A 17,540-nucleotide genomic window follows, 5' to 3' on the forward strand; every position below is an offset into this window, starting at 1 on the left:
TAATCCGAACTCTTTGATGATATGTACATTTCATTTGAGGCCTCACTTACACCGTCGTGACTGATATGCAATTGTTACAAAATATTCAGGCTAGAAAAAGTAGTACCTATAATAGCAGGTAGTCAGAAGAGAACTAGAGCTATTTCTATAGAGAAGCAATATTATGACCAGGGCTGCCACACGGCAGTAGGTTGAAAAGAGACTGAGGGGTTGACATTGCGTCTCCTTGAGGGTAGTATTATGAATATTGAACATTGAATAAATTTATAAAATATTCATAAATGAGGAGATGAGCTTGAAAAAAACGGAGCCGCCCCCCAGACAGCAAGAACGTGCGGAGCTCATTTTACAGGTGGCTGCCGAACAACTTCTGCGCTGGGGTTATAAAAAAGTAACCATCAACGATATTGCACAGCAGGCAGGCATTGGTATCGGCACGATCTACCTGCACTGGAAAACCAAGGAAGCTTTGTTTCAGACCGTGATGTTGCGTGAAATTGTCGCGGTCTGGGATGAGATGTTGCAGCGTATGCGCCGTGATTACAGGGAGTTCTACCCCCACCGTATGATGCGCTCCATCTTGCTCATCGCCATGCAGAGACCGCTTGCACGCGCCATCTTTATCGGAGATGGAGAACTGCTGGGGAAGCTCGTACAAAACCAGCAAGCACTACAGAATCCTATGATACATACAACCGATCAATTTTTTGTCTTCTTACGCGATCAGGGGTTGATGAACACTGACATGAGCGTGCACCTGCAGCAGTACGCTTTCAGTGCTGCTGTCACCGGTTTTTGTCTTGTTGACCCGCTGATTGCCGAAGAAGATCGGGTATCGCTTGAGGAAAGGGTTGATGCTCTGGCTCATGTGATACGCCAATCCTTTGAGCCTTCTGAGTTAGTCGCTGATGATGTGATGCGTGAAGTGGTGGCACCCAGGATGCTTACATTTTTTGAACAGATGATAACTGGCCTTTCTCAACAGGTACAAAAGACACTAGCTCTCTAGAAGTAGGCTTCGATCCTATTGGAGGTCCATAATGGCAACAACCACAACCATTCCACGCACTAGCTCATCTCTTCCCGGTCCACAGGGTCTCCCCCTGCTTGGCGCGAAAGCAAAGATGCTCCAGCTTTATTTGCACCCTGTTGCGTTCTTACAACAACTATATCAGACCTATGGTGATACCGTCGTGGTGACGAAGAATGATCCAATGCTTGTCTTCGCTTTTGGTCCACAGCACAATTTTCGCCTGCTCTCCAATCCTGATCTCTTCCATGCTAACCATGAGAATTCTTCAAAGAGGGTCCCGCCAGGAACCGCGCTCACCCGCATCTGGTTCAATAATTTGCTGCGCATGGACGGAGTTCAACATAAGCAGCAACGCCGTTTGATGATGCCATCTTTCCATAAGAAGCAGATTGTGCATTATCACAATGATATGATCGATCAGACACAACGGCTGCTTGATCGCTGGGAGGTTGGCGCTGAGTTTAATCTGTTACGGGAGATGCAGCGACTCACTCAGGCTATAGTGGTCAAGACGTTGTTCGGGCTTGATGATGAGGAGAAGTTGCAAAGACTTGGCGATCAGATGGCGAAGCTGATGAAAATCGTCGGGCTGGGATTTCTGATGCCGGTCAATTTTCCTGGCTCCCCGTATCGCCAGGCTTTACAGATCGCGCAAACGCTTGATACGGAAATTCGTGCGATGATCGAGCAGAAGCGAGCACAACCGGAGGCTACTGACGTTCTGGCGATGCTGATCCAGACGCATGATGAGGATGGCGAGAGACTCAGTGATGATCAGCTCATCGGACATTGCTTCGCGTTATATGTCGCCGGGCATGAGACGACCGCCAACGCTCTGACTTGGACGAATTTCCTGCTGGAACAGCATCCGCACATCCTTGCGGATTTGCTCGATGAATTGGATGCAAAGCTACATGGTGCCCCTCCAACCATCGAGCAATTGCGTGAGTTGCCGATGCTGGAGGGTGTGGTAAAAGAGGGTCTGCGCCTGTTCCCGCCCGCCATGGCGGGTCTGCGCGTTGCTACGGAGGCCTGCGAATTGGGTGGGGTTGAGCTAGCAGCGAACACCAGTATCATGTATAGCCAGTTCATTACCCATCGGATACCCGAGCTCTATGAGGAGCCGAATCGCTTCAAGCCCGAGCGCTGGCTGACCCTGGAGCGTTCACCCTATGAATACCTGCCGTTTAGCGCGGGGCATCATATGTGTATCGCATCATCGTTCGCTATGCAAGAACTGAAGATAGTGCTGGCGATGACGCTTCAGCGCTATCGCCTGGCGGTGCGGCCCAATGCAAAGCTTGATCTTGACCTCAGAATGCACGCGAAACCTGGCATGCCAATCCGTGTCTTTGCCCAGGATCGACAATTTAAATCCACCCCTGTTCGCGGCACCGTCCGAGATATGTTCGTCAAAGACTGAGAGGCCTATCATTCAGCGCATAAATGCTTTGAGGGATATGGCAAATGTGTTATCCATAATAATACGAAAAAGCTGCGCGAAAGATCTTTCACACAGCTTTTTCGTGGAAGTCTTTTCAAGCGTGGGCCCAGGAAGAGACGCGCTCACCGCGCATAAACTGGGTCAGGAACTCGGCGGCGGGATGATGAGAGCGCTCAATGGCAGTGATGACTGCCTGATGATCGTAGTCCACAAAGCGAGGGTGAAGTTGGTAGCCGTTGGCATCCGCTTTGAGTAGAGCATAGGTTGCCTGCAATTCAGGGATAATGGGATTGCTCACGCTACCAAGGTTCAAGACATGCATCCCATCGACCCGGCGCTCAAGGGGGAAATGAGTATGCCCAACGATCACAAGGTCGGCCCGCGCGGGCGCGAGCAAAGTGCGTAGCTCATTATCACTGAGCCCAGGATGAATACCAGGTCCATCATCAAGCCCTGGCGCGGCATGTACACCAAGCATCCGCGTACCATCTGGTAGCGTCATCCGCACTTCTAGTTCTAGCTCAGTCAGCCACTTGCGCCATCCGCTCGCTTGTATAAAACCCTGCGTCCAGGCAAGGTTAGCGTTCATCTCTATTAAGCGAGCGATTAAGCCAGAATCGTTATGCACCTCCTCTGGCTTGGGACCGGGACGTTCCCCTGATATAAGATAGCGATCCGTATTACCGCGTATAAAGCTGGCATTAGGTAGGGTCGAAACGCGCTCCAGTACCCCCACGGGATCAAAGCCAATGGCCGCGAAGTCGCCCAGAAACCAGTAACCATCAACACCACCCTGAATCTCGATATCGGCCAGGACCGCATCTAAGGCAATTGGATTGCCGTGAATGTCGGATATAAGGGCATAGCGCATATGTCATTTCTCTTTCTATCAGCCAGTCAGGCTCTTGCTATTCGCAAGATCATTAGGTGAGCCTTCTCTTGGCAGAAACCGGCAATGCATACATACGCTGTCATTATAACATCTCACAGGCAAAATGTAACCTTTTGAGGAGTTTAGAAGTATAGAAGGTGAAGGCACAAGATTTAGGTGAATCCTTGAGTACGTAAGCCTGCCACGGGAGCGGCGTATAATTTGGTGGAAATCCGAACGCGCCCATGCTTATGCACAATGAGTATTTGGGGATTGATCCATCCATGCTTGAGGGGAAGGTGCGCCAGTATGAGTGTTTATAACACATTAGAACTGATTACTCTCTGTCCTCGCTGCGAAAATGTCTCGCCAGTAGAGGTCGAGTTTCGCTTTGGGCACATGAATCTGGACACATACCGCCTGGGTGATGACCTGCGCTGGATCGGTGTGGGGCACTCTCTACCAAGGGAGCGCCCTCCCAATGGTGACTATGATGGCGAGGGGTATGCTGAATGCCTGACATGCCACAAAGATTTCTGGATGATGATCTATGTGCGCAAGGATATCATCGCCAGCGCGACCGTCGACCACACAAAAGTGGGCTATATTCATTGATATGGCTCGAAAATTGGCTGTTGCCACTCCCAGCGGAGTTGAACGGAGGGGGGAAGCATGATGCCGAAATCCCTGGCGAGCGTCTCCATATACTCTTTGTCGCCCATGATATTGCGCTCCTCTCGTTTACCATGCGCCGATGAGATATACTGGCGCTCGCAGAGGGTAAGCCTGCCGGTGGTGGTGGCACGCGTGCACAGTCGCTTCTGTGTGAAATAGGAGTCGGGTGAGGTTTGCTGATAATGGCACATGTGCGCGAAGTCACGCAGCTCGCGTGGTCGTAAATTGAAGCGGTAAAGTGGCCTCCAGACCCCTTTCTCGTACTGCTGCAATATCCAGTTTTCGCCATCGCGTGCCAGGCGATACACGCATTCGCGCTGCATCTGTACCTTTCCAGCCTCAAGATGCAATGGCTTCCTGAACGAACTACTGAACCCCACGTCCGCCAGCCACTCACCCTCCTTTAAGCGAACCAGGAGCGCAAGATGACCATACTCGGGGCCGAAAGTGCCATCCTCTGCTGCGACCTCTGCCGAGAGGTAAGTAATACGATATCCTAGTTCACGCAGCAGGCGTGCGAAAAGCGCGTTCAACTCGTAACAAATTCCCCCACGCCGCCAGCCGACGATTTTCTGAAAGAGTACCTCTTCATCCAGGCGCAAGGGCAGACCACAATGTATATCCAGATTCTCGAAGGGGACCGAAACGAGATGTGCTTCATGTAACAATCTTAACGCCTCCAACGTCGGCTTTAAGGTACTAAGTGAGATAAGCGGTGCTTCATTCAAGCGGCGTAAGTAGGCTAAGATGTCCATAGGCACCCTCCTGACGTATTCTTCTTCTCTTATTCAGTATATCCAAGCACGCAATAGAAGCTTCCTGACATACATTTATATACCTGGCGAGCTGCCGCTGCTAAAGCGACGCGGCTACATATGGGGGAGTTGGAAGCTTAGGGGGGTGAGCCCAAGCGACGCGGCTACATATGGGGGAGCTGGAAGCTTAGGGGAGTGAGCCCAAGCGACGCGGCTACATATGAGGTTCTTTCTTTCGGTAATTAAATGATGATCTTCACGATAAGCGTATGGGGACTTATATGTAGCCGCGTCGCTTTAGCAGCGGCATTGGGCTGGTCCTGTATGCTAACAGAGTAAGGATTGAGCAATGAATAATATGAGAGTGGCTCACTATGGCGCGTACTCTGCCGCAGTGAGCCCTGGAAAGCAACGAAGCTATGAGTATAAACCAGAATACAGTCAAGGCGGTGAAGACTGACATTCCCGCTCGAATGGACCGCTTGCCCTGGAGTCGCTGGCACTGGCTCGTCGTTATCTCGCTTGGTATCACCTGGATTCTTGATGGTCTGGAAGTGACCATTGTAGGAGCCATCGCCAGCGTGCTCGCGCGACCTGATACCCTGCACCTATCAGACCTCGAAGCCTCAAGCGCTGGCTCCGTCTACCTGATTGGCGCGGTCCTTGGTGCCCTGGTATTTGGCCGGATGACCGATCAGCAGGGCCGCAAAAAACTCTTCATGATTACGCTTGTCATCTATCTTAGTGCAACGATTGCTACGGCTTTCTCGCCCAATTTTTACTGGTTCGCGGTCTGCCGCTTCCTGACAGGCGCGGGTATCGGTGGCGAGTATGCCGCGATTAACTCGGCTATTGACGAGTTGATACCTGCACGTGCGCGTGGTTGGACGGATCTGGCGATCAACAGCACATGGTGGATTGGCACAGTCTTTGGCGCGTTGATGACTGGCATCCTGCTTAATCCCCACCTCTTCCCGGTCGACGTTGGCTGGCGTCTTGCCTTTGGTATGGGCGCGATCCTGGGTCTGGGTATTCTGCTGGTGCGCCGTTATGTTCCGGAGAGTCCCCGCTGGCTGATGATGCATGGGCGTTTCGATGAAGCCAACAAGATTGTCTCTGGCATCGAGCATGAGATCATCACGGAACGGCATGGGAAGTCGCTTCCCCCGCCGGAGGGGTCCATCTATATTCGACCCAGAGGCAGTATCAGTTTTGGTGAGATTATCAAGACGATGGTCAAGCATTATCCCAAGCGCTCAATCCTGGGGCTCTCGCTGATGGCTGCCCAGGCTTTCTTCTATAACGCCATCTTCTTCACCTACGCGCTGGTTCTGACCACCTTCTTTCACTTGCCAGCAGAGAGCGTGCCGTTCTACCAGATACCCTTTGCCATTGGTAATATCATCGGCCCCTTTACCATTGGTCGCCTGTTTGACACTATCGGACGGCGCAAGATGATTAGCTTTACCTATATCACCTCGGGCGTTCTGCTCGCCATTACAAGCTGGCTCTTCGCGCAGGGCTATCTCAACGCCGTCACGCTTACCATCTGTTGGTCCATCATCTTCTTCTTTGCCTCCACTGGCTCCAGTTCCGCTTACCTGACGGTGAGCGAGATCTTTCCGCTAGAGGTGCGCGCGCTGGTTATCGCCCTCTTCTACGCCATAGGCACGGGTATAGGTGGCGCTTTCGCCCCCTTCATCTTTGGTCTGTTGATTCAGACACGCCAGCCAACTATCCTGGCCTACGGCTACCTGGCAGGCGCGATCATGATGGCCCTGGCGGGAGTCGTCGCCATCTTCTTTGGCGTAGATGCCGAGCGCAAGTCGCTCGAAAGCATCGCCCGTCCCTTCTCTCAGGTTGAGGAGGATGCTGATAGTGCCACCACTCCAACTGCCACCCAGGCCAGCTAAGAGCGGAATAGGAACGACCGAGCCTCTCATGTCGCAAAGGGCTCGGTCGTCCTTTCTAAAGCAAGAAATTGTCCCCAATTCACGAACTATTTCTATTGAGTTTCGCCTATCCCAATGGTATACTCACACATGTAGTTAAGATCTACCAGGCTACTGTCTCCAATAGGGAGAGACTGCGCCTGCGACCCTAAGGGGTGAGTACCTTGAGCGACGAGTTCTTGTTCATCCTCCTCTTCGGCCTGGGGCTGGGGTGGTTCATCGGGAGAAGCGCAGGAGTGAGAGAGTACGTCTCGTTTGCGTACCTGCCTCTTGTCATTGTGATGTTCGTTTTCGCCATGAACTTGGGCCTCACCGCCCTTGCCATTGGCGCATTCGTCATCGCGGCAGCGATTGGTTACTTCACCAGCTAGCTGATAGGTGATCTTGATGGTTGCAGTATTTCGAGCGAGATCTACCCAGATCCACTCGACTCGGCGGTCCCCACGTGGGGCCTGGTGGATTCCCTCCCTACAGGGAGGGAAGGGAAAGGGAGTGCGGGGTGGTTATCACAAGTGACCTGTGAGATCACCCCTGCACCCTCCCTTCGAGTGAGCCACGCGTTGGCGAAAGCTCAATGCCTACATATACAGTTATCTTAGCATCCATTTCCTGTGAATTCTGTGTTGGCGAAAGCCAATGCCTACATATGATGAAGCCTCTTCCCCAAATGTTAACCCAGATACATGAGTCGAAGGTGTGTGTGCTGGTTTGCCGCAGGCAAACCAGCACACACACCTTTAAACCCACGAAGCACTGTAGCGCTGAGAAATCTCCGAAAACACTGCCCTTTTGAACCTAAATCATGTGTTCTACCGTGTTAAGAAGCAAAAGCAATCTTAAATCCTAAGAAGGATATCAGGAGGTATAGACATATGGTATTAGGTGCATTAGTCATTTCTCTGACAAAGCTTATTGTCTGGCTTCTTATCGCCCTCCTGGTGGGCGTGTTAGGCGAGCTTATCGCACACAGACGCACACCAGATGGCTTCCTGGGCGCGGTTGTTCTGGGTTTCCTCGCCATTTTCCTCGTTGTGGGTGTCCTGGATTTCCATATCGTGGGTGAGCCATATATCAATGGGGTACCGTTAATCAGTTCGATTCTAGCCGCTGTGCTGCTGGTCGTGATCTGGAGCGGTTTCGTGTATCATCGCGCTCGCCCATACTACTATCGCCGTAGCACCTACGCTCACCGTCCCCGTACTACCCGCCGCCGCTGGTTCTAACCATGCACACGCGCACTGAATGTAGAAGGCTCATACAACCTGACGTATGAGCCTTCTGTCTTGAGTAACCCCCTGGATAATTTCAAAATTTTTCTGCCCAAACTCTCCTTCTCTCCACCTATCCATTGAGCTTATTGAGCCTTTTACACGTGAATGTTACAATTACAATGTTAATTATTAGTCTTCATCTCTGGCGCGTCGCATTTTGACGATGACGGGATGGAGCATGACGGTTTTACCAGGTTAGTAAGTCTCCATTCGGGAGGCTTCGCCTGCATCCCTTAAGGGGTGTTGTAAGTGACTCGTCCTACTGAGCTTGCCCTGACTCTGGCAGTGCTCTGCGCTGTGCTTGGCCTCGTTTCCTCGTGGGTCGTATGTTACCTGTACATTGAGAGGGGGTGTAGGTTCTTCAGCAGTACCCTCATCATCCTCTTCCCGTCGGGGCTTGTCGTGAACATGATCGAGCACATCATCGGAGCAGAGATCAGCTTCTACAAAATACTCTTCTGGCTCGGCGTGTACTCGGTGATGTTCGTGATCGGGATCGAATCCGAGGTGTGGGACCGACTGCGGGAAGAGCGCAGGCTGCGACGACGAAGGTAAGATCGTTCCCCCCTCGAACTGTTCGGGGGGGAGCGAAGAGGCGATGGAGTGCGGGGCGGTCCTGGTCGGGACCGCCCCAGCACCCCCTCTTCGTCACAATTCATCTCCGTTCAAAGTTTTCCTTGAGAGAATAAATCCTCTTCCCATCTTCATCGGTTTGAGAAAGTGCCTGGGTAATTATATGTGCCCTTCGTGCTAAATATCCCCATCTCCACTTATCCATTGAGCTTATTGAGCCTTTTATGTGATAATGTTACACTTGTAATGTCATTGAAAGTCTCTATCTCTGGCGCGTTGTACATTGACGCAGACGGAATGGAGCCATGACGGTTTTACCGGGCGCTATCAAGCTCTCATTTGGAGGGCTTCGCCTGCGGACCCTGGAAGGGGGTTCGTCGCATGACCGCCTTGTTGGCGATTGCCTTGCTACTTGTTGGTCTGGTGATGGGCTACTTGTGTTTCTCCTCGTTCCGCCAGAGGAACATGTTTCTTCGTGTTGTGTGTGTGTCACTGAACGTCGCCACCTTCTTCGGCGCTGGCATCATCTTCAATTCTTGGGTTGGTGCCATGTGTTGGGTGGGACTGGCTTTCGGATCCCTTTTCTGTGATTTGTTCGGGCGCGCACTTAACAAATGGGGGAAGAGGAAGATGGAAGAACTGTTCTTCTCCGTGCTCAGCGCGGTCGCACAGATCGCGTCGTTGTGCACGGACCACATCTGGTGGCCGTTCCACAGTTGGAGGCAGAAGAAGCGGTAAGACCGTTCCCCTTGAGCTATATGGGGGAGCGAAGGGGCGATGGAGTGCGGGGCGGTCCTGGTCGGGACCGCCCCAGCACCCCCTCTTCGTCATTTGGGGTGCGAGGAATGTGTTAGTAGGTAAAGGACGAGTTGGTCACGGTGCCCATGTTTACGGAGCAGAGTGGGCCAACCTTGGCGACGTAGATGGGTGTCATGTCGCTCTGGTGATACATAAACTCCACATACTTATAGTACATGGTTGAAGTCTCGGTGTAGGAGTACCAGATCAGATCATAGTTCCCCTGGTTGACTCCTGTGAAGGTAAAGTTCCCATTCCCGTCAATGCTCACCTTGTAGGGGGCGCTGTCCCACTTGCTGAAGAGCGCGTCCTTCCCCATATTGCCTTTGAGGCCAGTCGTCAGACCTATCTGTTGGAAGTCGTAGCTCTCAGTATTTGAGAATTTGCCCTTGACGGTCTGGGGTGCGTTCAGATCGCTCTGTGCTTTCTTACCCTCGCCCGTGTTTTTGAATTGCTTCGCCAAACGTTGGTAGGTTGGGATGGCGCTACTGCAACTTGATTTACGCTGCTCAAGCGCCTGCCCCATCAGGGCCTTTGCCATATCGCCGTAGAGCTTTTTGGCTTCGGGCGTGTTAGGGAATTGCGACAGAATGGTGTCGAACTTGCTCACCGCTGTGTCGTAGTCCTTCGATTTGAGACTGCTCTCGGCAAGATTGTAGTAGGCCTTAGCCGCGTTTCCCTGACCCTTCTCCTGACAGGCGCTATCGCAATAGGTTAGCGCCAGGATCGCGTCATAGCGAACCGCTGCGTCGGTGTAATCCTGTCTCTGCATACTCTGATCGGCGAGCGTGAAGCGCGCGTCGAGGTCACCCGTGCGAGCCTTGGTCTTGCAGGAGATATCACAGTAGGACAGGTTCATGATCGCGGTATAGTTCTTCTCGGCATTATCGAGATCACCAGCCTTGACGAGATTATCAGTGAGCGCGAAGCGGGCCGTAATGTCGCCATCCTGCGCACGCTTGACTTCGTCCTTGAGCGAACTGTCCGTATACTTAGTGATAACGATGTTGAACTTCTTGACCGCCTCAGAGTAGTTTTGCGCCTTGTTGAGCGCCAGACCCCAGGAGCCATAGACGCGCGCCTGATCCTCACCATCTGGTGCGTGCTGACCCGCCAGACCATACTCGTCAATCGCGGCCTGCCATTGCCGCTGGTCTTCCAGGGAATGAGCCTGCGCGATGTGCAATGGATTTTGCAGGAAGAGTTCCGTGCCTGACTGCACAAACAGGATAAGCACACAGAGCAGCGTGACCACTATCTGACGCCGACGCGTTGGGTTCAGCGTGGATGTCAGGCCATTTCCAGCCCGTACCGCCAGGGCGATGAGCAGAGCAAAGGCCAGGATGAGAGCGGCGGTTCCTGCATGCGCGGCCCCGGCAGCCCAATCGCTACCTGTGAGGTGCAGGACGACCATCAATGCCACAATCAGGACAAGCCCAAGAATTAGGGCCCATATTGGTAGGGGGCGCGCGAGCTTGCCTGGTTCCTTCGGCGGCTTAGGCGTCTTTGGCGCTGTTTGCGGATACTGCCCGCTGAAACTGGCATACGGGTTAAAGACGGTTTGGTCCACTGGTGGAGGAGTAGCATAGTCCGAACCAGATACGCCGCTATTTGAGTAGTTCACCCCCGAACCAACCGGCGTAGTTGGAGGATAGTTCACCCCCGAGTTATAACTTTGAGGATGATTTACCCCCGAGCCAATTGATGGCGTTGGCGGATAGTTTACTCCTGAGTTATAACTTTGAGGATGATTTACCCCCGAGTTCGCTGGTGGCGGCGGTGGTGGATAATTCACTCCTGAGTTCGCTGGCGGCGGAGGTGGTGGCGGATAGTTCACCCCCGAATTCGATGGTGGTGGCGGCGGATATGCCCCCTGGCTCACGCCAAATGGATTATGTACTCCTGATCCAGATGGCTGATCGCCATACGCGTTATGTACGGGTGGCGTTAGCGCTGGACTCGCGGGCGGAACTGTAGGATATGCCAGGTCTTGCCCGGACCCACTATGCTCAGACCATGTGGGCTGATTATACTGAGCATCGCTAAGATTACTAGCTGCCGCCGAAGAGCCTCCATACTCTCGGAATGTGTTCGTCTCCTGTTCGGACAGTTCAGGTTCTACGTTTTTTACCTGCTCCGATGGCTGGACAGCACGGGCGCGGGGATTCGTCGCTTCGTCATCGTCGTCATCCTGAATTGGCTGACCTACAATGGTTTGCTCTTCTGAGCTATCGGCTGGCTCGCTGGCATGAGAGCCCTCTTCTGCCTGACCGATAACAGGTGCCTCTTCCGCTATATTGGGTGAGTTTTGCCCGCCGTTGGGCTGGGGGGTGGGTGGAACAAGCCTTTCGGTGTGCGCCAGGGCATCATGGCTTGAGTCCTCCGGCGTTTGCCTGGGAGGTTGCCCTTCATTGTTAGGAGTGTTTAGCCCCATTCGAGACCTCCGTGCCTTCATCTAACAAGATATCAATAAAATAACTTTTATAAATGCATTACGCCAACGCCGCCTCTCGGCGGCTAGCGCTCCGCGCTCAGGCAAATGAATTGCTGGGTCTTATGCATTCGCCAACGTCGCCTGATCGGCGGCTAGCGCTCCGCGCTCAGGCAAATGAATTGCAACTCAAGTATAAGGCATGTAATAAGTGTATGTCTATGCTATAGCGAAAAGTAAGCTTCATGTAAATGAAGTAGCTCACAATTCGAAATGCCTGGCACAATTTATAGTGTATTGGTAGGTTTGTCGCAGGCAAACTTACCAATACATACGACTCCTGATCGCGCTTACGCGTGGCGATGACGACGGCGATACCAGATGATAGCCGCGCTGACAAGGATCGCTACAGGAGCGATAGGAAAGGCGAAGAGGATGGCGGCACTCTTGAGATAGGTAAGGGTGCAGTTGGGTGGGGTTGTTGTGTCTTTGAGCTCGATGTATGAATTGATGGCATGCGCGTTCGCGTTGGGAGCGAAGATTGGATCAAGCGTCATATGCTCTGGTGTATAGCTAGTATAGAAACGTGTGAGCGTCGCTTGTTCCGGAACAGTCCCGGTGGGTGCTCCGAGGGCGCGGTCATTCAGAAAATAGGGCGCGGGTCCGGCGTATTGAGTCACAATGCCATAGCCACCCACACTGGCAATCGCCTCGTTCACAAGCTCATAGTAATTCGCGCCCGGCGTTGGCGACATACTAAGGCGCGCGCTATCGATGCTTACGTCACGGTAGTTCTGGGGCGCGAAACGCTCGTTAGCGACAATCGAAACCTGCATGTTCATCCGCGTTTGAATATCGGTCGCTGCCAACTGAATCGGCACCATAACAGACGTCATTACCATCGGGAAGGTGACTTTGACAGGCTGGATATTGCTTGCATCCTGACCCGGACGCAGGCGCATTGCGAGAAAGAGCATCTTCTTCTGTATATAGGGTTGAATGAGGTTCTGTGTATTGCTCGGTACGGTATAGTGGTGGGACTGAAGCCACTTTGCGAGGGCTTCGGCGTCGCTCGAACCGATGACCTGATACTCGAAAGGACCAGCCGTTCCCCCGCTATAGGTATTGACCCTGTTCACCGTATTAGGCGCACCCGCGTAATCTCCACGATTCAGGAGGGTGATATCAGCATAGTCGCAATTGGGGGCCTCGGGCACGATAAAGCGCGGTGCAGTTGTATTCTCAAGCTGCTCGAAGAGGTTCTTATTCTCCAGCACATCGACCTTTGGAGCCACTGGTACTGGCAGTACCCAGGCGAAATCACTGGCTTTCCCTGTATAGTGAATTTCCTCTACCAGGGTCGTTGTCTGTTTGCCAATCGTAATCAATAAACGCTCGGTATCCTGGCTGACCTTCGCCTGATTGGCTCCGACAAAGAGCCCACCACAGGCCAGAGCCGACAGGGGAGAGAAGAGGATGAGGGCCAGAGCCAGCATCGATCCAGCCAGTAAGCGTCTTAGGCTTAATACATGTTGTAACATCTATAACCTCACTACAAGCAACTGATGTATATCGTTCTTGGCTCCTCCGGCCTTGGGAGTACATTCCGAAATCTAATCCTGGCTAGAACCAGTAACGGCAGTGGTCAGGCCGAGACCGATGTAAATAGAGCCTGTGACATAGCGCTGTACGCGCTGGTAGAGTCTATTTGTCGTCAGGAAGCGCCCGGCGAGAGAGCCGAGCAGGGCATAGGTGCCATCCGTTATCACACCAACGACCTCGAAGAGCAGACCGAAGAAGAGCATCTGCCATATAGCTGATCCCCTGGCGGGATCGACGAACTGGGGTAGGAAAGCGTAGAAGAAGAGAGCGGTCTTCGGGTTAAGCAGATCCACCAGGAAGCCTTGCAAGAAGATTTGCGCAAAACTCTTTTGCGCAGGAGCCAGCGCCTCCTGTTTCCTCTCGCGCTTAAATAGCGTACGCAGGCCAAGGTAGATCAGATATGCCGCGCCGACATACTTCACGATATTGAAGGCCAGAGCGGAGGTGAGGAGCAGAGCAGAGAGTCCCAGGGCAGCAGCCAGACCATGAACGAGGCCCGCCACTTCGATGCCCAGAACAGAGGCCAGGCCCGCGCGTCTCCCCTGTGCAGCGCTGCGCGTGACAATGTATAGTACAGAGGGACCAGGAATTATCAACAATCCAGCAGCCGTCAAAACGAAGAGTGCTATTGTAGTCAGTGTTGGCATGAGGGTATCCTTCTAGAGCACATTGACAATCATCACCCTCTCAGGATAGCAGAGCCATTTAGCCATTGCAAGCGTAATTCTCAACATATGTTGGCACTCAGCTTTAGCAATCGCGGAGCCACCCGCGAAATTTTTTAAGATGGAAGTTGATTCGCGTCGTATAAAGGATAGAAGCAAAGGAGATGTGATATGCAGGAGCAGGATTTCCGGATATTTGAGGCGCAGGGTGTCCTTCAACGTGTGTGGCGGCATGACTATCCCCCTACATGGCAGGTCTTTCTAGGGCCAATAGTCACCGCCTCGACCTGCCTGCTACGTTTGGCTCAGTTCTTACTTGGCGCTATAGCCGTTCTTATGGTTTTACTCACTATCGTGGGTGTGGTAGGCATTACGCTAGATAAAGGCTTTGACATTGGTTATATCGTCGTGCTGGGTATTGTGCTGGTGGTCGCGGCTGGTTTGGTAGGTTTGATCATGCTTCTGCAGCGTGGTGTGCGCGCGGCGGAGCAGCAAGCGCGTGGCAAACCCAGGCGAACAATGGTCGTCACACCTGAGAACGTCGTAGCTTATGAGCGGGGCAAGACGCGAGCTATCTACTTCGCCCACATCGCGCAGATGCGACTGCGTGTCAAGGCCAACACGACCACAACAACGACCTTTTCTACATCTGTTGGCCCTGATGGATCCGTCACCTCCACACCTATGACTACGACAACACCAGCCGCGCCTTCAATCTGGCTTGATCTGACCTACCGTAATGGGGAGCAAGGTATCTGGAAGATTAGCCTTCTTCCTCAAGATACCATAGCTCAGACCATCCTCGACGCCTTTACCCGCTACCGGCTTGATCATGGCTATTGATACTCGCGCATAAGCTTCGCTTCACGCGCCAGCTTGACAGTAGAGGTAACATGGTAGCCGATATCAATGTGAACGCACAAAACAATGATAGGAGACAAGCATGGCGCACCTACCTGAGCATCCTACATTACCCGAACTACAACAATATGTAGACGCGGTCTGCCAGGAGCGAGGCTGGACCAAGGATAATTACTCAGAGAAGTTTTTGCTCTTCACTGAAGAGGTCGGGGAACTGGCGAAGGCCATCCGCAAGGAGCAAGGGCTCTACAAAGAGCAGGGCAAGCAGTCACGCTTTGAGCTTGAAGAGGAGTTCGCCGACGTACTCAGCTATCTACTGGACCTCGCGAACCATTTCCAGATCGACCTGGAGGCAGCTTTTCGTGAGAAGGAGCGCGTCAACGCCTCTCGCACCTGGGAGTAGACTTCTAACAGGATTAAGAAGAGGTCTGTCTGGACCTCTTCTTAGGCATCGAGAGCCATTGAGCCATAAATATAGGTCCCATAGATATGCGCGGATAGTGGTTCAAGGGCCTGAAGGTAGGCCTGAAGCACCGGCTGAACAGATAATGGAATCTGAGCGTCCATAGGCATTATCTCCCCGCAATTATAAACCAAACAAACCTTCCGCGCGCAAGAAGGGCTTAACATCGACGGAGCTGGTAAGCGAAAGTAGGATCGGGCCTTGCTCCGGTTCTATCTCCAATGTGAAGCGTAAGAAGGGGCAACAGAGGCGCTCATAGCGTATGAATGACGCGACTGCTTCCAGAGCCGAGCCCGGCAGACATACTGCGTAGCCCGTAGGAAGTTCTCGCACCTGTTGCGACAGCGCAAAGAGGCGCTCGGTGTTTGCCCGGTGCGCCGAGCGCTGCTCCGGCGATATGGCCTGCATATCGCACGCCAGGATCGGTTCGTGATATTCTGGTGAAGTCATCACTCTAATCTCCTCTCGAAACGTATCGTATCTTTGCCCCAAAGCATACAACTTCAAGCGCCCTTGAAGTCAAGAAGAGATTGGAAGTTCGCTCGAAAGTGAGAGCCCCATCAGGAGTGAGGATTTTGCATGTGGAGGGGCTTCATATGTTGCGCGTCCTTGAGCTCTAGACTCCTGTCAGCATCAGCTCAGCTTTAGCCTGGTGTTGGGAAAAATTGCCAACCATATCGATATAAGGATACCCCAACCGTTCGGCTTCCTGGCGAATGAACGCGCTCCAGAGTGGTACGTCCTCAACAATCTGACGGCGGTGTGCCTCGGGCAGATTAGCATACCCTTTGGAGCGCCCTGGGAATTGAGTGAAATTCTCAAGCGTCATATGAGAGTACCCCAGAAACACCGAGCGGATCGTATACTGCGTTGAGAGCTGTGCCACCTGTGCCGGAAGAAAATCGACCCCTTCGATCACATAATCGTCGGTGAACGAACTGATGCCCCAGATAAAGCGATCCAGATAGGGAAAGAACCATTCCGCAGCGGCGGTGATGGCCTCGGGAGATGCGTCCCACTTCATTTTGCGACCTGGAGTATTTGCCACTCTCAACAGGTCCATCAGCAGGTCCGTTGAAATCCATCCGATCTTCAAGGTTGTGCAGAGCTGTTGAGCCAGAATAGTCTTGCCTACTCTGGGAGCTCCGCCTATTAAATAAATCATGTCATACCTCCTGAATAGCTGGCTCGCGGTTTGCATCAACGAGCACAGCCGGATGTGCTTGCTTAACAGGTTACTGTAGACTCCATATTCCGAAGCTCATTGCCCTATGGTCTTTTCTTTCCGCAGCATCTCCTTTTAATGTCTGCCAGGCACTGTTTCCGTTTTATTTTCTGTATGTTCCATTTTACACCTTATGAGTCGATCCATTTTATCTGATTTTTAGGAGCGTTATACTATTTTATCTTGTATGAAACAAAGCCTGTTCTAATGTTATAATTCAGAGAAGAATATCATCATAAAGGAGCATAGATGCGGACGCGACAGGAGAGCACGATCTTCAGAAATCAGGCCGGCTACATATCGACATGGTGGCGGGGCGATCCACTCCCCACCCTCTCATCTACCCCCGATTTATATATAGAGAGAAGCGAAAACGTAGAGGCCCTGGCACATGTCATGGAGTGTCCCAGAGAAGAAGTTTCAAACCTGTTGCGAAAGGGACATGAGGCATATATCGCTCGCATAGGAGCGCAGCCGGTCGCGGTTGGCTGGTCCGCCAGGAGAGAGGCTGGCTTTGGCGGTGGACTGGTCACGTTCCGCATTCCCGAAGGGAATCGCTATCTTTACGACTTTGTGACCCTGCCAGCCTGGCGCGGACGTGGCATCTATCCCCATCTATTGCAATACATCTTGAAGGCCGAGAGTTCCACCAATGAGCGCTTCTGGATCGTATATCAGTTCACCAATACCGCCTCGAAGCGTGGCATCGAGAAAGCGGGCTTTCGCCTTGCCAGCAACGTCTGCTTCCTGGATGATGGCTCACTCGGACTTGTCCCGCCCCCCGATGCATTTGAGCGCGCACGTGCCTGCGCCCGGCTCGTTGGTCTCCCGCTAATCGCGGGCTTTACAAAAGACCAGGATTGAAAGGAAATCGTCCCCATGACGTCAGGACTCCCCGACTTTTTCAAGTATAACCTCTGG

At 52.6% G+C, this 17,540-nt stretch carries 19 protein-coding genes; 11 read left to right on the plus strand and 8 right to left on the minus strand.

What is annotated here, in order from left to right:
* Window positions 1-295 precede the first annotated feature (295 nt).
* Window positions 296-1,009: a TetR/AcrR family transcriptional regulator gene (locus K3T82_RS37685; RefSeq protein WP_220198654.1), complete on the plus strand. Its 714-nt coding sequence runs from the start codon at window positions 296-298 to the stop codon at window positions 1,007-1,009.
* Window positions 1,010-1,040: 31 nt separating this feature from the next.
* Entirely contained in the window at window positions 1,041-2,456 is a 1,416-nt protein-coding gene (locus K3T82_RS37690; protein WP_220198655.1) for a cytochrome P450, read from the plus strand.
* Window positions 2,457-2,571: 115 nt separating this feature from the next.
* Here K3T82_RS37690 and K3T82_RS37695 read toward each other — a convergent pair whose 3' ends face one another.
* A complete protein-coding gene (locus K3T82_RS37695) occupies window positions 2,572-3,348 on the minus strand; it encodes a metallophosphoesterase family protein (RefSeq protein ID WP_220198656.1) in 777 nt (258 codons plus the stop codon).
* 309 nt (window positions 3,349-3,657) lie between these two features.
* Here K3T82_RS37695 and K3T82_RS37700 point away from each other — a divergent pair, with 309 nt between their 5' ends.
* On the plus strand, window positions 3,658-3,963 hold the full coding sequence (locus K3T82_RS37700; RefSeq protein WP_220198657.1) for a hypothetical protein: 306 nt from the start codon (window positions 3,658-3,660) through the stop codon (window positions 3,961-3,963).
* Here the strand turns inward: K3T82_RS37700 and K3T82_RS37705 are convergent.
* Window positions 3,957-4,778: an arylamine N-acetyltransferase family protein gene (locus tag K3T82_RS37705; RefSeq protein WP_220198658.1), complete on the minus strand. Its 822-nt coding sequence runs from the start codon at window positions 4,776-4,778 to the stop codon at window positions 3,957-3,959. The two genes, K3T82_RS37700 and K3T82_RS37705, sit on opposite strands and share 7 nt — an antisense overlap.
* Before the next feature lie 419 nt (window positions 4,779-5,197).
* Between K3T82_RS37705 and K3T82_RS37710 the strand changes: the two genes are divergently transcribed.
* From K3T82_RS37710 to K3T82_RS37730, 5 genes are all read left to right on the plus strand, one after another.
* Window positions 5,198-6,691, plus strand: coding sequence for an MFS transporter (locus tag K3T82_RS37710; RefSeq protein ID WP_220198659.1), 1,494 nt, complete (start codon window positions 5,198-5,200; stop codon window positions 6,689-6,691).
* A gap of 203 nt (window positions 6,692-6,894) precedes the next feature.
* Window positions 6,895-7,101 carry a hypothetical protein gene (locus K3T82_RS37715; protein WP_220198660.1) on the plus strand — a complete coding sequence of 69 codons (207 nt, stop codon included), beginning with the start codon at window positions 6,895-6,897 and terminating at the stop codon, window positions 7,099-7,101.
* Window positions 7,102-7,602: 501 nt separating this feature from the next.
* Window positions 7,603-7,953 carry a GlsB/YeaQ/YmgE family stress response membrane protein gene (locus tag K3T82_RS37720; protein ID WP_220198661.1) on the plus strand — a complete coding sequence of 117 codons (351 nt, stop codon included), beginning with the start codon at window positions 7,603-7,605 and terminating at the stop codon, window positions 7,951-7,953.
* 297 nt (window positions 7,954-8,250) lie between these two features.
* Window positions 8,251-8,556, plus strand: a complete 306-nt coding sequence (locus K3T82_RS37725; protein WP_220198662.1) for a hypothetical protein — start codon at window positions 8,251-8,253, stop codon at window positions 8,554-8,556.
* Window positions 8,557-8,955: 399 nt separating this feature from the next.
* On the plus strand, window positions 8,956-9,312 hold the full coding sequence (locus K3T82_RS37730; protein ID WP_220198663.1) for a hypothetical protein: 357 nt from the start codon (window positions 8,956-8,958) through the stop codon (window positions 9,310-9,312).
* A 112-nt stretch (window positions 9,313-9,424) separates the two neighbouring features.
* On the opposite strand, the gene K3T82_RS37735 is transcribed toward K3T82_RS37730, so the two are convergent.
* The 3 genes from K3T82_RS37735 to K3T82_RS37745 form a co-directional block, all read right to left on the minus strand.
* A complete protein-coding gene (locus K3T82_RS37735) occupies window positions 9,425-11,806 on the minus strand; it encodes a tetratricopeptide repeat protein (RefSeq protein WP_220198664.1) in 2,382 nt (793 codons plus the stop codon).
* Between the two features lie 347 nt (window positions 11,807-12,153).
* Complete coding sequence (locus K3T82_RS37740) at window positions 12,154-13,344, minus strand: DUF2330 domain-containing protein (protein ID WP_220198665.1); 1,191 nt, start codon at window positions 13,342-13,344, stop codon at window positions 12,154-12,156.
* A 72-nt stretch (window positions 13,345-13,416) separates the two neighbouring features.
* The gene (locus tag K3T82_RS37745; RefSeq protein WP_220198666.1) at window positions 13,417-14,052 is read right to left on the minus strand and encodes a LysE family translocator; all 636 of its coding nucleotides are present in this window, start codon (window positions 14,050-14,052) and stop codon (window positions 13,417-13,419) included.
* Between the two features lie 189 nt (window positions 14,053-14,241).
* Between K3T82_RS37745 and K3T82_RS37750 the strand changes: the two genes are divergently transcribed.
* Together K3T82_RS37750 and K3T82_RS37755 are read left to right on the plus strand one after the other, a co-directional pair.
* Complete coding sequence (locus K3T82_RS37750; RefSeq protein WP_220198667.1) at window positions 14,242-14,913, plus strand: hypothetical protein; 672 nt, start codon at window positions 14,242-14,244, stop codon at window positions 14,911-14,913.
* A gap of 100 nt (window positions 14,914-15,013) precedes the next feature.
* The gene (locus tag K3T82_RS37755; protein WP_220198668.1) at window positions 15,014-15,334 is read left to right on the plus strand and encodes a MazG nucleotide pyrophosphohydrolase domain-containing protein; all 321 of its coding nucleotides are present in this window, start codon (window positions 15,014-15,016) and stop codon (window positions 15,332-15,334) included.
* A gap of 41 nt (window positions 15,335-15,375) precedes the next feature.
* Here K3T82_RS37755 and K3T82_RS49375 read toward each other — a convergent pair whose 3' ends face one another.
* From K3T82_RS49375 to K3T82_RS37765, 3 genes are all read right to left on the minus strand, one after another.
* Window positions 15,376-15,498 (minus strand): hypothetical protein, encoded by a 123-nt coding sequence (locus K3T82_RS49375; protein WP_268886715.1) that lies wholly within the window; start codon window positions 15,496-15,498, stop codon window positions 15,376-15,378.
* Window positions 15,499-15,517: 19 nt separating this feature from the next.
* Window positions 15,518-15,844, minus strand: a complete 327-nt coding sequence (locus K3T82_RS37760; protein ID WP_220198669.1) for a hypothetical protein — start codon at window positions 15,842-15,844, stop codon at window positions 15,518-15,520.
* A 166-nt stretch (window positions 15,845-16,010) separates the two neighbouring features.
* A complete protein-coding gene (locus tag K3T82_RS37765) occupies window positions 16,011-16,559 on the minus strand; it encodes a hypothetical protein (protein ID WP_220198670.1) in 549 nt (182 codons plus the stop codon).
* 309 nt (window positions 16,560-16,868) lie between these two features.
* Between K3T82_RS37765 and K3T82_RS37770 the strand changes: the two genes are divergently transcribed.
* The gene (locus K3T82_RS37770) at window positions 16,869-17,483 is read left to right on the plus strand and encodes a GNAT family N-acetyltransferase (RefSeq protein WP_220198671.1); all 615 of its coding nucleotides are present in this window, start codon (window positions 16,869-16,871) and stop codon (window positions 17,481-17,483) included.
* Window positions 17,484-17,540: the final 57 nt, after the last annotated feature.

This window comes from Ktedonospora formicarum, assembly GCF_016587355.1.
Classification (GTDB): domain Bacteria; phylum Chloroflexota; class Ktedonobacteria; order Ktedonobacterales; family Ktedonobacteraceae; genus Ktedonobacter; species Ktedonobacter formicarum.

Coding starts and splice junctions, on each gene's coding strand:
- K3T82_RS37690 (WP_220198655.1), top strand. CDS start 1,041: ATGGCAACAACCACAACCATTCCACGCACTAGCTCATCTCTTCCCGGT.
- K3T82_RS37695 (WP_220198656.1), bottom strand. CDS start 3,348: ATGCGCTATGCCCTTATATCCGACATTCACGGCAATCCAATTGCCTTA.
- K3T82_RS37700 (WP_220198657.1), top strand. CDS start 3,658: ATGAGTGTTTATAACACATTAGAACTGATTACTCTCTGTCCTCGCTGC.
- K3T82_RS37705 (WP_220198658.1), bottom strand. CDS start 4,778: ATGGACATCTTAGCCTACTTACGCCGCTTGAATGAAGCACCGCTTATC.
- K3T82_RS37710 (WP_220198659.1), top strand. CDS start 5,198: ATGAGTATAAACCAGAATACAGTCAAGGCGGTGAAGACTGACATTCCC.
- K3T82_RS37720 (WP_220198661.1), top strand. CDS start 7,603: ATGGTATTAGGTGCATTAGTCATTTCTCTGACAAAGCTTATTGTCTGG.
- K3T82_RS37730 (WP_220198663.1), top strand. CDS start 8,956: ATGACCGCCTTGTTGGCGATTGCCTTGCTACTTGTTGGTCTGGTGATG.
- K3T82_RS37735 (WP_220198664.1), bottom strand. CDS start 11,806: ATGGGGCTAAACACTCCTAACAATGAAGGGCAACCTCCCAGGCAAACG.
- K3T82_RS37740 (WP_220198665.1), bottom strand. CDS start 13,344: ATGTTACAACATGTATTAAGCCTAAGACGCTTACTGGCTGGATCGATG.
- K3T82_RS37745 (WP_220198666.1), bottom strand. CDS start 14,052: ATGCCAACACTGACTACAATAGCACTCTTCGTTTTGACGGCTGCTGGA.
- K3T82_RS37750 (WP_220198667.1), top strand. CDS start 14,242: ATGCAGGAGCAGGATTTCCGGATATTTGAGGCGCAGGGTGTCCTTCAA.
- K3T82_RS37755 (WP_220198668.1), top strand. CDS start 15,014: ATGGCGCACCTACCTGAGCATCCTACATTACCCGAACTACAACAATAT.
- K3T82_RS49375 (WP_268886715.1), bottom strand. CDS start 15,498: ATGGACGCTCAGATTCCATTATCTGTTCAGCCGGTGCTTCAGGCCTAC.
- K3T82_RS37760 (WP_220198669.1), bottom strand. CDS start 15,844: ATGACTTCACCAGAATATCACGAACCGATCCTGGCGTGCGATATGCAG.
- K3T82_RS37765 (WP_220198670.1), bottom strand. CDS start 16,559: ATGATTTATTTAATAGGCGGAGCTCCCAGAGTAGGCAAGACTATTCTG.
- K3T82_RS37770 (WP_220198671.1), top strand. CDS start 16,869: ATGCGGACGCGACAGGAGAGCACGATCTTCAGAAATCAGGCCGGCTAC.